We start from the raw sequence: 13,187 nt of genomic DNA on the forward strand, positions 1-13,187 counted from the left end.
GGGCCCGGCTGGTGCTGCCAGGCGTGGGCCGGGCCCCGCGTAGTGCTATCGGTCAGTCGTCGGTGGTAGCAGTGCCGGTGTTGGCCCGTTTCCAGTTGTTGGCGTAGGACTTGCTGACGCCGGCTATGGCCGCAAGCTCGCTGCCGGTCGGCGGCCGGCCACGGTCGGCCAGGAACGAGGCGTAGGCAGCGGCCGTGCGGTCGGCCTCGGTGCCGGACGTGGCCGGCGGTCGGTCGGTCTTGGCGACCACGGTCCGCCGCCGCCGCGTGGTCGACTTCGTGGCCGGCACGGTGGCCGTGGTCGTGGTCGGCTCCGGGGTCGTGGTCGTGGTCGTGGTCGGCTCCGGCGCGGCCGTGGTCGGCACAACGCGGTGCTGTGCCAGCCACTCGGCCGGTACCTCGTCCGGGATCCGGGCCGCGACCGTGGCCGGCATTCGAATGCCGCCGATGGTCGTGGTCGGCTCGGCATACGCCGCTCGGTGGTCGGCGCGGAGGTTCGTGGTCACCTGACGCATGGCGATCGTCAGCTCGTCCATCAGCTGCCGCTCGCGCTCGGTCGGCTGGCGGTCGTCGCGGAACAGCTCGTCGCCGATGGAGAGCACGCGGCGCAGTTGCTCGCGGGCAGCGGCCACCGTGTCGGCGTCAGCCGACTTCGTCAGCCGTTGCACCCGGCGCAGCGCATCAGCCAGAGGGTCACCCTTCTGCGGCTGCCAGCGCCAGCGCCACCGCGACGCCTTGGTGGCCTCGGCCGGCGGAGTGCGTTCGTCCGTGCTGTGCAGCCGGGCAGCCTCCCGCTCGGCGTAGAGGTGCATCCCGGCCTCGACCAGGGCGTCGATCCGGCGCTGCCGGAAAACCTCGCCGAGGTCGTCGACGGTGCCGGGCTTGAGCAGGCCCAGGCGGACGCCGACGCGCTGCGGGGTCCAGATCCAGCGGGATGGCTGCCGCTCGGCCCGCTGCTTGTCGGCGTGCAGGCTCATGTACCAGATGCCGGCTGCCAGGGGCGGGGTGGCGAGACGGAGAGCGGCCTCGGTGAGGTTGTGGGCCGCGGTCGAGGCGATGACGCCGGACGCGATGGCGACGATCCACACCATCCGCATGTGCCGGCTGATGTCCGGTGCCGGGCCGTTACCGGCGGTGGCGAGCTTGTGCGCGGCCAAGCTGCCCTGGTGGAGCATCACCAGCTCGAACGTGGCGCAGAAGACCAGGGCAACGCCGACCGGCAGCCGAAGCGAACCACGCGCGACCTCGTACATGCCCTCCATCGCGAACAGGGTGGCCAGGGTGACGGCGGCGGTGCCGAGGCGCTCGTGGACCTCTCCGGTGCGCAGGAAGCGCCAGACCAGCAGCAGGGCGAGGGTGGCTCCGACAGCTCCGGCACCGAAGAGCAGTGGCTGACCGTGGCTGGTCAGCCAGGCAGCGACGTCGGCACCGACGTCCAAGACCGGCTGGGGGATCTGCATACCCGCAACCCTAGCAAGGGTTGCAAGAGTTGCCAACCTTGCTAGGGTTGCGGGCATGTCGCCACCCCTCGCCACCGTGCTCGCCCTACCCCCTTCCCGTCTGCGATCATCGAGAGACTCGCCAGGGTTGCGAGGATTGGCAGAGGGGCGGGGCGTGGCATCCGAGTGGCTCACCGTGCAGCAGGTGGCAGAGGCGGTCCAGGCTGCCGGCTACCCGGACAGCGTCCATACGATCCGACGGCGGATCGACGCCGGCCGGTTCGGCGAGCAGGGCAAGGACTGGTACCGCTCCGAGAGCGGCTATCGGTTCGTGCGCCCAGACGCCGTCAAGGCGTTCATCCGTCGACGTCGCGACGCGTAGACCTCAGACGGCAGGTGCGCCCCAACCAGCGTGGTTGGGGCGCACCTGCCGTCTGAGGTGGTTACAGCGCGAGGATGTGACTACGGCTGATGAGGATTCACCGGGCCGCCACCGCGTCGTACAGCCGTTCCACCCGGACGGCGACGCGCAGACACCACGGCCGGGCACACGCCGCCGCGCCAGAGCACTCCGGCAGGTGTCCGCGTACCCACATCATCCCCACCGGCGCGTCGCAGGCGGACGCCACCGCGACCGCGACCGTCCGGACCTCCAGCGGCACCGCGCCCGGCAGGCCCAGGTGCGAGGCCCAGTCGCCGGCGGCCAGGGACAGCCGGGTGCCGGCCGGCACCACCAGGCCGGTCACCGCGCACTGTCCACGCCGGCCGCTTCCGCCACCGCCAGTAGATGCGGACTCGGCCGCGGCGAACCGGTCAGCACCTCGGCCAGGACCGCCCGCCCGGCCGGGCGTACCCGCACCTCGGCGGGTGCGAGCCGGTCAGCGTCCAGCAGTGCCCGGCCGGCCGCCGCCGGATCGCCGGCGGCCAGCTGCGCCGGTGCCACGTCGACCAGGTGCGCGGCCCGATGCTCCACCGGCAGGCTTCGCCACCGGTCCCGCACGGCCAGCGCGGCGTGGAGCTCTACGGCACCGCTCAGGTCACCGAGCGCGGCCGCCGCAGTGACCTGAGCCGCATCGACTGCCGCCCGGGCCGGACTGTCCGGCTCGGTCAGGACCATGGCGCCGGCGAGCAGCTCCCGGACCGTCGGCTGGTCGTCGTGTTCGGCGGCGGCGAGCGCGGCCTGGACGAGCAGGGTCGCGCAGGCCGACCGCTGGTCGGACGTGCCCGACTCATCGTCGAGCGGGGCGACCTGGTGGGCGGCGGTCACCGTCGTCTCGAACGCGGCCCGCTGCCGGCCGGCGGCACGCAGCGCCTGACCCAACGGCAGGGCGGCGACCGCTTCCAGCAGCGGATCGTCGGTGCCGGTGGCCACGGCCAGGCCCCGATCGGCGGCCAGCCACGCCAGATCCTGGACGCCGAGCTTCACGAGCACCAGAGCAGTGAGCCGGTACGTCTGCACCTGCAGCGGCGGCCGGTCGGTGGTGGCCAGGTCGTGGCCGTCATCGAGCAGGCCGGGCAGTAGCCGGATCAACGCCGGGTACTGGGCGTGCCCGTACATCGCGTCGGCGTGCACGATGCGCGCCCGGTACCGGTACGGGTCGACCGGCACGTGGTCGGCGGGCAGCTGCAGCAGCCCGGGGTGGCGGGTGAGCGCGGCCCGGACCTCGTCGACGCCGACGCCGGCCGGCTGGGCCGGGGCGGCTGGGCCGGGCTCGTCGACCAGAACTTCCGCCGCCACGCCCAAGGCGTCGGCGACCTCCTGGAGTACCGACCACTTGTCGAGGCGGCGTACCCCGCGTTCGACTTTGTCGACCCAGCTCTTGGACTTGCCGATCCGGTCGGCGAACACCTGCTGTGACATCTTCCGGCGTGCCCGCCAGTACGCCACCCGCCGGCCGACCGGCAGATCGTCGCTCACGACGCCGCCGCGGCGAGCTGGGACCGCCACCACTGCGCCTCGCCGCACGTGGCGACCGTGTCGGCGGTGCACCGCCAGCACGGGTGGCCGGCCTCGTGCTCGGCCAGGACCCGGCGGCCGACCACGGCGACCGAGAACGGGTCGGTCGGTTCGTCGACGCTCACCGCCGTGGCCTCCGTCCGACGCGGACGGCCTGGGTGGTGTCGTCGAGCGGGGTCCGCTCGGCTTCGGCCTGGGCGAGGATCCGCCGGCGGGCGGCCTCGTGCTCGGCGGCCTGGTCGACGGCGGCCGGCGGTATCTCCGGCTCGGCCTGCTTCTGGGTGCGTTCGGTCATCGCCATCCCCCTGATCAGGTGCCGGGGACGGCTCTACCTACATGGGCACGGCCCCGGGAAGAAGGAGGGCGGCGGGAGCTCTTGGAAGGATCGTCACCGCCGCCCGGGGTGCGGTGCCTTGCTGCCTCTTTCAGCAGCAAGTCACCGCACAATCACAGGATGGCGCGGCAGTGGTGGAGGGGGCAGGGCCGTAACGTCCCACCAGGACGTGAGGTGCCCTCAGCTGGGGCAGAACGTACTAGCGGCTGCAGCCCACCAGCTCGGCCAGCTCGGCCAGCTCGCTCGTCATCGCGCGTCGGCGACCGGCAGCGATGGACTGCACGATGTCTCGCGCGTACTTCTGTTGACGCAGCCACGCCGGAGCTCGCGCCGCCAAGTCCTGCAGCACCTCGGTGGCCTCTGCGTACCGGCTGGTCTCCATGTATGACCACGCCACGTCGAGCCGATGCCGCTGTCGGCTGGACGGCGTGACCCCGGCCGACCGGTGCACCTCCCGCGCCAGCGCGAGCGCCTGGTCTGGCTGACCGGCGATCACCGAGGCCTCCACGCGCATCTGCTGGACACCCTCCACCGAGAAGTCGCAGCCCAGCACGTCAGCGGAGGGCACCGGTTGGCCGCCCAGACGGTGCGCGCCGGCCATGGCCAGGTCCAGCATGTTCGTGGCGTCGTCGAGCCGGGCGTCCCGCGCGGCCGCCGATGCGGCTTTCATGAGCAGGTATCCCCACGACGCCAACTCTGCTGGCGTGGCCGTCGATAGCCGCGGCTCGACCTGGTCGGCGGTCTGCACCGCCAACTGCTCGGACTCGGCCAACCGGCCCTGCCTGAGCAACAGCCAGCACATCGGGGCCACCACGGCTGCGCCGGTGACGTGGTCGCCACCGTGCCGGGCGTGGTCTAGCGCCCGGGTGAGGGCCAGGTGGGCGAGGTCGAGCTGCCGCAACTGGATCAGGAGCCGGCCGGCGAGCGTGTGGGCCTGCGACGCGAGTACGTGTGCCTCGATCCGGGCATCGCCGTCGGTGGCGTCGACGAGCGCGCCAGCATCGGTCAGGACGGAGGGCACGATGCGGATGGCTTCGGCGTAGTCGTTGGCGTGGTAGACGGTGTTCGCGGCCAGGACGGCCCGGCGCACGCCGTCCTGGGTGGGTGGAGTGGCGCTGGGCCGGGTGACCAGGCGGGTGCCGTCGAGTCCGGCGGCGGGCGTCAAGACTTGACGGACGCCGACGAGGCTGAGCGGCTGCGCGTCGGGCTCCCTGTCGGCGGCGGCCGCCGCGGTGTCCCCGAACAGCGCGCTGGTCGGCACGCCCAGGGCACGGGCGAGTTTGTTGAGCGTGGGGATCCGGGCGCCCTTGCGGCGGCCCTGTTCCAGCTTCTGGATCACCTCGATGCTGACTCCAGAGCGCTCGGCGAGGTGCTCCTGTGTCAGTTGCGCTTCACGGCGGATTTTGGCGAGGTTCTCGCCAATGGTCGATTCCATGGCATCTCCCAGGTAGAGGGCTGGGCGGCGTCCCGCCGGCCTCTACTCCGGCGAGCCGCCACTGTCGACGATACGCGCGGCAGCTGCGTATCTGAGAGGCACAACGGATAAGCCTGGCTGGCAGCAACTCACGCCTGGCGATCTCTCACGAGGCGTAGTGCCGGCCTGGGGCTGGCTTCGAGTGCCTCGGCCGTGCCTCGCAGCCAGCCGCGGTTGAATGCCCTACGGCGGACCGCGACAACGCCGACGACCGCACCGACGACGGTGAGAGCCAGGGCTGCCCCCGCGCCGGCCCAGACAATCGGTGGGGTTGGCTGCTGGTCGACGCCGGCCGGGGCTGCTGCGGCCGGGGCAGTCGGGGCAGGAATTGGTGCTTGCACCGCAGGAGGACTTGTCGGGGTTGGCTCCGCTGGCGGCGGAGCCATCGCAGCCGGCTCAGGGCCGCTGTCAGCGGACGGTTGTTGCGCCGGCGGAGGACTCGGGACTTTCGGTCTGGGTTCTCGGGGCTGGGGCTTGTCGGCCGGTGTCGACGTGATGGGCGGGGCCACGGTCGCTGATGGTGCGGTCCGATCAGCAGGCGATGGGGTCGGGGATGGGGCAGCGCTCGTCGGTGCTGGGACGTCGGGGGTTGGCTCTGCAGGTACTGCGGGTTCCTCTGCTGGTGGAGCTGGCGAGGCCGACGTGCCCGGTTGGACGCCGAGCAGCCGGTCCAGCAGATCTCCCACCAGGCCGCCGTCTGGGTTGGGAGCGGCGAGCGCCAGAGCCGCAGCGAGGGTGAGTGCTGCACGGCGCATGTGGGTTGACCTCCTTGGATGTGACTGAGCCACGGACCGTACCCACAGTGCGCCATCGATCACCACTCGGCGGGTTTTCTGGGATTCCCATCATCTGCAATTTTTGTTTGCAGTGCGCAAGGTGCGATGCACAGACGGACGTACCGCCTGGTCAGCGACATATCGGGGATGATCAAATTCCGTCCATGACGTTGACTCTGTCGTATGCCCGACGCGCCCGAGAGGCAGCGGCAGACCGGCCGTAGTGCCGCAGCATCTGGCTACTGCGCCACCCCGCGATGACCATCAGGTCCCCCTCGGCCCCACCAGCGTCCAGGTAGCGGTGAGCGAACGTGTGGCGCAGCATGTGCGGGTAGATCCGGATCCCGAGACGTCGGCCCCGTCGGACCAACATCTGGTACACCCCCGTCGGCGTCATCGCTGTCCGCCGCCGTACACCTAGCCACAGGTGAGGTAGATGAGCGGCCGGATGTTTCGATCGGACGCGGAGGTAGCGGTCGAGCGCCAGGGCGGCGGCCTGGTCGAACGGCACGGTGCGCTGCAGGTTGCCCTTGCCCGTCACCACTGCCTGCCGGCCGTGCGGGTCGATGTCCTCGACCTGTAGCAGCGCCAGCTCGGCGAGCCGTGTGCCGCTCGCGGCGAAAAGCCGCAAGATCGCCACGTCTCGGCGGCTTTCGAAGTCGCGGCCGCGCTCGGCATCGCGTACGAGGGCCTGGAGCTGCTCGGAGGTGAGCACGTCCGGCGGGTTCTCGTCCGGGCGCGGCGCGGCGGGCACGGACACCTTCGCCATGGGGTTCGGCGCGTCCTCCTCGTCGGCGTACCAGGCGAAGAACTGCTGGAGACTTCGGCCGACGTTGTTGGCGTACCCCTTGCCGTACCCCTTGCAGCTCGCCGGCGCGCTCTCTGGGTCGCGCAGAGCGTGCGGGCAGGGCTGCCCAGCCTCGCGCAGCCAGGCGAAGAACCCTCGGATGTGGTCCCGGCCGACCTCGTCCCAGTCGCCCAGCTCGGGGTGGCGGTGTCGGAGCCAGCCGCCGAAGAACCGGGCGACGTCGAGGTTGAGTTCCACGGTGCGCGGCGAGCGGCCGCCGGCCTGCATGCTGAGCTTCCAGGAGGTGATCCAGGTCTGGTAACCGCCCGGGTCGGGCCGGCGCACCTTGGGGTGACGGTCAGTCATGCTGACCACCGTGCCGAGCGGCGCCGTGTGTCCGGTACCGTCACAGTGGGTATAAGCGATTGGTCCCTGAGCATCGTTCGGTGTGCCTCTCCGTGAGGCTTACCGGCGTTTGCGCAGGTCAAACGCTATTTGAGCCCCCGGCCGGGATCGAACCGGCGACATCTCGCTTACAAGGCGAGTGCTCTGGCCAGCTGAGCTACAGGGGCGCGATCGGAGCAGGATCGCCCCCGAGCCGATCGTTCGCCCGTCAGCATAGCGACTGACGTCGCGATATCCCGCCTTGCTGACCCGTCCCACCACCGGAAACGTCGATTTCCCGATCCGGTGTAACGGATCGTGAACCATCGACGCTGCAATTGCACCGTGCGATTGATGCCACGCCGTGCCCGAGTGCCCGAAATGCCCCTGGCAAAAGTCCCATCGACGAACTCTCTCCTTGGCAGGTGGGCGAAAGCCGTTTACCGTGCAGTGACACGGACGACACCTCGGTGCCGTCCGTGGACCGGTGCGGGCACCGTGCCGGTCGCTCCTTCACTCGGATCGTCCGGCACGTTCCTGCCGGTGAGAGGAAGCACCCCTTCATGGCTACGGTCACGTACGCAAAGGCCTCCCGGATCTACCCGGGCACCGAACGGCCCGCGGTGAACCAGCTCGACCTCCAGATCGGCGACGGCGAGTTCCTCGTCCTGGTCGGCCCCTCCGGTTGTGGTAAGTCCACCAGCCTGCGCATGCTCGCCGGCTTGGAGGACGTCGACGACGGCGCCATCTACATCGACGACCGCGACGTCACCCACCTGCCCCCGAAGGCCCGCGACATCGCGATGGTCTTCCAGAACTACGCTCTGTACCCGCACATGTCGGTGTACGAGAACATGGCGTTCGCGCTCAAGCTGCGCAAGACCCCGAAGTCGGAGATCGACCGGCGGGTGAAGGAGGCGGCGGCGCTGCTCCAGCTGGAGGAATACCTCAGCCGTAAGCCGAAGGCGCTCTCCGGTGGTCAGCGCCAGCGGGTCGCGATGGGTCGGGCCATCGTCCGCGAGCCGCAGGTCTTCCTCATGGACGAGCCGCTGTCGAACCTCGACGCCAAGCTGCGCGTGCAGACCCGTACCCAGATCGCCTCGCTGCAGGCCAAGCTCGGCGTCACCACGGTCTACGTGACGCACGACCAGGTCGAGGCGATGACCATGGGTCACCGGGTGGCGGTCATGCTCGACGGTGTCCTCCAGCAGGTGGACACCCCCCGGGCGCTCTACGACACCCCGGCCAACGTCTTCGTCGCCGGCTTCATGGGCTCCCCCGCCATGAACATCAAGACCGTGCAGCTCAGCGACCGGGGTGCGGCCTTCGCCGAGATGCTGATCCCGCTCACCCGGGAGCAGGTCGAGGCGGCCCGCGCCGAGGGTGGCAACGACAAGGTCACCGTGGGCTTCCGTCCGGAGGACTGCGAGCTGGTCAGCCCGACCGAGGGCGGTATGCCGGTCGTGGTCGAGCTGGTCGAGGACCTCGGCTCCGACGCCAACATCTACGGCCACGCCGCCCTGGAGGGCGCCAACGAGCGCTTCGTGGTCCGCACCGACCGGCGGAACATGCCGAACATGGGTGACACCGTGTTCGTCAAGCCGCACGCCGGCCGCAGCCACGTCTTCAACGCCGCCTCCGGCCTGCGGATCTAGTAGCAGCACCGACGAGGGGGCGGTCCACGGTACGTGGTGGACCGCCCCCTTCGTCGCACCCGGATGACGTCGGCGGGCCGCCCCCAGACCTGGGGACGGCCCGCAACGGCACTGCTCTGAAGTCACACCCGCAGACGCGGGCTCAGGCCTCCACGGCCCGGCGGCGGGCGACCTCGGCGAGGGTCACGGCGGCGGCGACGCTGGCGTTGAGCGACTCGACATCGGAGACCATCGGGATGCTCACGGTCAGATCGCAGGTCTCCCCGACCAGGCGGGACAGGCCGCGCCCCTCCGAGCCGACCACCACCACCAGCGGGCCGACCGCGGCCTCCAGGTCGTACAGGTCGGTGTCGCCGTCGGCGTCCAGACCGACCACCATGAAACCGGCCTCCTGGCAGGCCTTCAGCGCGCGGGTCAGGTTGACGACCTGGGCCACCGGCACCCGCGCCGCCGCGCCGGCACTGGTCCGCCAGGCGGTCGCGGTGATCCCCGCCGCCCGCCGCTCCGGTACGAACACGCCCTGCGCGCCGAAGGCGGCGGCCGACCTGATCACCGCGCCGAGGTTACGGGGGTCGGTCACCCCGTCCAGCGCGATCAGCAGCGGGGCGGTCTGCTCCAGCGAGGTCGCCACCAGGTCCTCGAACGACTCGTACGCGAACGGCGGCACCTGCAACCCGATGCCCTGGTGCAGCACACCACCGGTCATCCGGTCCAGCTCGGCCCGGCTGACCTCCAGGATGGCGATCCCCCGGTTGGCGGCGGTCCGGACGATCTCGTTGATCCGGTCGTCGGCCTCCAGGCCCTGGGCGGTATAGAGCGCGGTCGCCGGCACCTGGGCACGCAGCGCCTCCAGCACCGGATTCCGGCCGACCATCAGCTCCGGACCGTCCTTGCTCGGGTTGGACCGGCGTCCGGGCGCGACCCGGGGACCGGACCGACCGGGGGCACCGCCCCGGGACGCGGCACCACCCCGGGACACGGCACCCCGGCCGCCGGGAACGCCCCGGCCACCGCCCCGACCCCAGGTGGTGTCCTTCGAGCCGGGCTGGCCGATCTTCGGGGCCCGGCCCTCCTCGGCGGCGGCCCGCCGCTCCTTCTCCTGCTTCCAGGCGGTGCGCTCGGGCAGCTTCTCGGTGCCCGAGTACCCCTTGTGCCACGGCCGTTCGTCGGCCGGCAGGGTCCTGCCGCGCCCGGCCAGGGAATCCCGGTTCTTGCCCCCGGAGCCCTTGACGGCACCCTTCTTCGACGTCAGTCGCCGGCCACGGCGCTGCGAATTGCCGGCCATCAGTCCTGCTCTCCAATAGTCCAACGCGGCCCCTGCGGGGTGTCCTCGACCACCACACCGGCCTGCTTGAGCTGGTCACGTACCGCGTCGGCGGCGGTCCAGTCCTTGCGGCTGCGGGCCTGGGCGCGCTGCTCAAGGGCCAACGCGACCAGGGAGTCCACCACGTCGCGCAGGTCGTCCGTCCGGCCGCCACCGGTCCAGGCCGGGTCGAGGGGGTCGACCCCGAGGATATCCAGCATCGCGCGGACGTCGGCCAGCGCGGTGCGTACGGTCACATCGTCGCCGGCGGCCAACGCGTTGTTGCCGTCCCGCAGCACCTCCTGGAGCACGGCGAGCGCGGCGGAGGTGTTCAGGTCGTCGTCGAGCGCGGCGACGAAGCCGGCGGGCAGTTCCCCGAGCTGCCCGGCGCCGACGCGTTCCGCCGCCCGCTGCACGAACCCCTCGATCCGGCGGTAACCGCCGGCCCAGTCCCGCAGGTTGTCCTCGGTGTAGTCGATCCGGGACCGGTAGTGCGCGGCGGCGAAGTAGTACCGCAGCTCGACCGGGCGGACCCCCAGCGAGGCGACGTACGCCAGGTCGAGGGCGTTGCCGGTGGACTTGCCCATCTTGGCCCCACCGAGGCTGAGCAGCCCGTGGTGCACCCAGTACCGGGCGAAGGGCAGCCCGGCCGCCTGGGACTGGGCGATCTCGTTCTCGTGGTGCGGGAAGGTGAGGTCCAGCCCGCCACCGTGGATGTCGAACTCGTCGCCGAGGTAACGCCAGCACATCGCCGAGCACTCGATGTGCCAGCCGGGCCGGCCCCGACCCCACGGCGACGGCCAGTAGGCGTCGGTCGGCTCGTCGGCCTTGACCCCCTTCCAGAGGGCGAAGTCCCGCGGGTCGCGCTTGCCCCGGTCAGGGGCGTCCCCGGCGGACTGCATGTCGGCCGGGGACTGGCCGGAGAGCGCACCGTACGCCGGCCAGGAGGCCACGTCGAAGTAGACGTCACCGGAGCCGTCGGTGGCCGGATAGGCGTGCCCGGCGGCGATCAGCGTGGCGATCAGCTCGTGCATCTCCGGGATGTGCCCGGTCGCCCTCGGCTCATACGTCGGCGGCAACAGGTTCAGTGACCGGTACGCCTCGGCCAGGACCAGCTCGTTGGCGTACGCGATCGACCAGAAGGTGCGACCCTGCTCCTGGGCCTTGGCCAGGATCTTGTCGTCGATGTCGGTGACGTTGCGGATGAAGGTGACCTCGAAACCCTTGGCCGTCAACCAGCGTCGCAGCACGTCGTAGTTGACCCCGGAACGAAGGTGGCCGATGTGTGGCGGGGCCTGGAGGGTGAGGCCACACAGGTAGACCCCCACCTTGCCGGCTTCCCGGGGGACGAAGTCCCGGACCGTTCGGGTGGCGGTGTCATACAGGCGTAGCGTCACCGTACAAGGGTAGCCGTCCGTGCATTTCCCGGTTGGCCCGAGCCGGCCTGCGCTGCCCGACCGGCCAACCCGGCCGTACGCTGCGTGCTGTGGACACGACGGCCTCCCCCGGCGGACCCGGGCATCCGGCGGACCCGGCCGACCCCCGGCCCGGAGCCGACGCGACCCGGCCCGGAGCCGACGCGACCCGGCCCGGGACCGACGCGACCCGGCCCGGGACCGACGCGACCCGGCCCGGGACCGACGCGACCCGGCCCGGGACCGACGCGACCCGGGTTGGAGCGGACGCGACCCGGAGCCGAGCGGACGCGGCTCGGGCCGGCACCGACGCGGCTCGGAGCGGCACCGACGCGGCCCGGGGCGGGGAGACGGCGCAGACCCTGGACCGGGGGCTTCGCCTGCTGCACCTGGTGGCCGACGCGCCGGCCGGGCTGACCGTCACCGAGGCGGCGAACCGGTTGGGCATCGGCCGGGCCGCCGTGTACCGGCTGGTCGGCGCGCTGACCGGGCACGGCATGCTGCGCCGCGGCGACGACGGCCGGCTACGCCTCGGGGTGGGGGTCCTGCACCTGGCCCGCCGGGCTCAGCCCCTGCTCGCCGAGGGGGCACTACCCGCCCTGCGCCGCCTCGCCGAACAGGCCGGAGCGACCGCCCACCTCACCGTGGTGGAGGCCGGCGAGGGGGTGGCGCTCGCCGTGGTGGAGCCCAGTTGGACGTCCTTCCACGTGGCGTACCGGACCGGGGCGCGGCACCCACTGGACCGGGGCGCGGCCGGACGGGCCATCCTCGCCGGGCGCACCGGTGACCCCGCCCCGGTGAGCAGTGCCGGCGAGTTGCAGTCGGGGGCGTACGGGGTGGCCGCACCGGTGCTCGGCGTAACCGGGCTGGAGGCGAGCGTCGGGGTGGTGTCGCTGGCCCCGCTGGCGACCGAGGTGATCGGCGCCCAGGTGACCGCCGCCGCCCAGGCCATCGCCACCGCCCTCGCCTGACCAGCCCACTCCCATCCTCACCTGACCACCCGCACCGTCACCTGACCACCCGCACCCGCACCCTCGCCGGACCACCCGCCACCCTCGCCCGACCAGCCGCACCCGCACCCTCGCCGGACCACCCGCCACCCTCGCCCGACCAGCCGCACCCGCACCCTCGCCGGACCACCCGCCACCCTCGCCCGACCAGCCGCACCCGCACCCTCGCCGGACCACCCGCCACCCTCGCCCGACCAGCCGCACCCGCACCCTCGCCGGACCACCCGCCACCCTCGCCCGACCAGCCGCACCCGCACCCTCGCCGGACCACCCGCCACCCTCGCCCGACCAGCCGCACCCGCACCCTCGCCGGACCACCCGCCACCCTCGCCCGACCAGCCGCACCCGCACCCTCGCCGGACCACCCGCCACCCTCGCCCGACCAGCCGCACCCGCACCCTCGCCGGACCACCCGCCACCCTCGCCCGACCAGCCGCACCCGCACCCTCGCCGGACCAGCCGCAGCCCTGCCTGACCAGCCGCACCCTCGCCGGACCAGCCGCAGCCCTGCCTGACCAGCCGCGACTTCGCTTGACAACCAGCCGCTCGCTTGGTCAGCCCACCCTCGCCCCAACCCTGACCGACCGCACGAGACCCGGCCGACCGGCCGGCCGGCGAGGTGCATGATCGACTCGGTTGGGCAGAAATGGCTGG

The 13,187-nt window shown here is 72.0% G+C and carries 12 protein-coding genes and 1 tRNA gene; 3 read left to right on the forward strand and 10 right to left on the reverse strand.

Translation table 11 applies throughout. The annotated features are described in order from the left end of the window. Positions 1-52: 52 nt before the first annotated feature. Entirely contained in the window at positions 53-1,459 is a 1,407-nt protein-coding gene (locus GA0070617_RS30880; protein ID WP_175440680.1) for a hypothetical protein, read from the reverse strand. Between the two features lie 154 nt (positions 1,460-1,613). On the opposite strand from GA0070617_RS30880, the gene GA0070617_RS27370 reads away from it, so the two are divergent. Next, complete coding sequence (locus tag GA0070617_RS27370) at positions 1,614-1,820, forward strand: hypothetical protein (protein WP_091444921.1); 207 nt, start codon at positions 1,614-1,616, stop codon at positions 1,818-1,820. A gap of 97 nt (positions 1,821-1,917) precedes the next feature. Here the strand turns inward: GA0070617_RS27370 and GA0070617_RS27375 are convergent, their stop codons facing one another. The 7 genes from GA0070617_RS27375 to GA0070617_RS27400 form a co-directional block, all read right to left on the reverse strand. Continuing rightward, a complete protein-coding gene (locus GA0070617_RS27375) occupies positions 1,918-2,184 on the reverse strand; it encodes a hypothetical protein (RefSeq protein WP_091444923.1) in 267 nt (88 codons plus the stop codon). Further along, positions 2,181-3,356, reverse strand: coding sequence for a helix-turn-helix domain-containing protein (locus tag GA0070617_RS27380; protein WP_091444925.1), 1,176 nt, complete (start codon positions 3,354-3,356; stop codon positions 2,181-2,183). Before GA0070617_RS27380 ends, GA0070617_RS27375 begins: the two co-directional genes overlap by 4 nt. After that, positions 3,353-3,520, reverse strand: a complete 168-nt coding sequence (locus GA0070617_RS30885) for a hypothetical protein (protein WP_175440681.1) — start codon at positions 3,518-3,520, stop codon at positions 3,353-3,355. The genes GA0070617_RS27380 and GA0070617_RS30885 overlap by 4 nt, the downstream gene beginning before the upstream one ends. After that, entirely contained in the window at positions 3,517-3,690 is a 174-nt protein-coding gene (locus GA0070617_RS30890) for a hypothetical protein (protein WP_175440682.1), read from the reverse strand. The genes GA0070617_RS30885 and GA0070617_RS30890 overlap by 4 nt, the downstream gene beginning before the upstream one ends. A 238-nt stretch (positions 3,691-3,928) precedes the next feature. Further along, positions 3,929-5,164: a helix-turn-helix domain-containing protein gene (locus tag GA0070617_RS27390; protein ID WP_091444931.1), complete on the reverse strand. Its 1,236-nt coding sequence runs from the start codon at positions 5,162-5,164 to the stop codon at positions 3,929-3,931. A gap of 966 nt (positions 5,165-6,130) precedes the next feature. Further along, a complete protein-coding gene (locus GA0070617_RS27395; protein WP_229688444.1) occupies positions 6,131-7,132 on the reverse strand; it encodes a tyrosine-type recombinase/integrase in 1,002 nt (333 codons plus the stop codon). A 132-nt stretch (positions 7,133-7,264) separates the two neighbouring features. After that, positions 7,265-7,338: transfer RNA gene (locus tag GA0070617_RS27400), tRNA-Thr, on the reverse strand. 375 nt (positions 7,339-7,713) lie between these two features. On the opposite strand from GA0070617_RS27400, the gene GA0070617_RS27405 reads away from it, so the two are divergent. Continuing rightward, positions 7,714-8,805 carry an ABC transporter ATP-binding protein gene (locus tag GA0070617_RS27405; protein ID WP_091444933.1) on the forward strand — a complete coding sequence of 364 codons (1,092 nt, stop codon included), beginning with the start codon at positions 7,714-7,716 and terminating at the stop codon, positions 8,803-8,805. Positions 8,806-8,947: 142 nt separating this feature from the next. On the opposite strand, the gene rlmB is transcribed toward GA0070617_RS27405, so the two are convergent. Both rlmB and cysS read right to left on the reverse strand, forming a co-directional pair. Next, positions 8,948-10,090, reverse strand: a complete 1,143-nt coding sequence (rlmB, locus tag GA0070617_RS27410; protein ID WP_091444936.1) for a 23S rRNA (guanosine(2251)-2'-O)-methyltransferase RlmB — start codon at positions 10,088-10,090, stop codon at positions 8,948-8,950. Beyond that, a complete protein-coding gene (gene cysS / locus GA0070617_RS27415; protein ID WP_091444939.1) occupies positions 10,090-11,505 on the reverse strand; it encodes a cysteine--tRNA ligase in 1,416 nt (471 codons plus the stop codon). Before cysS ends, rlmB begins: the two co-directional genes overlap by 1 nt. Before the next feature lie 380 nt (positions 11,506-11,885). On the opposite strand from cysS, the gene GA0070617_RS27420 reads away from it, so the two are divergent. Continuing rightward, positions 11,886-12,494, forward strand: a complete 609-nt coding sequence (locus tag GA0070617_RS27420; protein ID WP_091447574.1) for an IclR family transcriptional regulator — start codon at positions 11,886-11,888, stop codon at positions 12,492-12,494. The last annotated feature ends 693 nt before the right edge of the window (positions 12,495-13,187 follow it).

It is taken from the genome of Micromonospora yangpuensis (assembly GCF_900091615.1).
Lineage (GTDB): Bacteria > Actinomycetota > Actinomycetes > Mycobacteriales > Micromonosporaceae > Micromonospora > Micromonospora yangpuensis.

Coding starts and splice junctions, on each gene's coding strand:
- GA0070617_RS30880 (WP_175440680.1), bottom strand. CDS start 1,459: ATGCAGATCCCCCAGCCGGTCTTGGACGTCGGTGCCGACGTCGCTGCC.
- GA0070617_RS30890 (WP_175440682.1), bottom strand. CDS start 3,690: ATGACCGAACGCACCCAGAAGCAGGCCGAGCCGGAGATACCGCCGGCC.
- GA0070617_RS27390 (WP_091444931.1), bottom strand. CDS start 5,164: ATGGAATCGACCATTGGCGAGAACCTCGCCAAAATCCGCCGTGAAGCG.
- GA0070617_RS27395 (WP_229688444.1), bottom strand. CDS start 7,132: ATGACTGACCGTCACCCCAAGGTGCGCCGGCCCGACCCGGGCGGTTAC.
- GA0070617_RS27405 (WP_091444933.1), top strand. CDS start 7,714: ATGGCTACGGTCACGTACGCAAAGGCCTCCCGGATCTACCCGGGCACC.
- rlmB (WP_091444936.1), bottom strand. CDS start 10,090: ATGGCCGGCAATTCGCAGCGCCGTGGCCGGCGACTGACGTCGAAGAAG.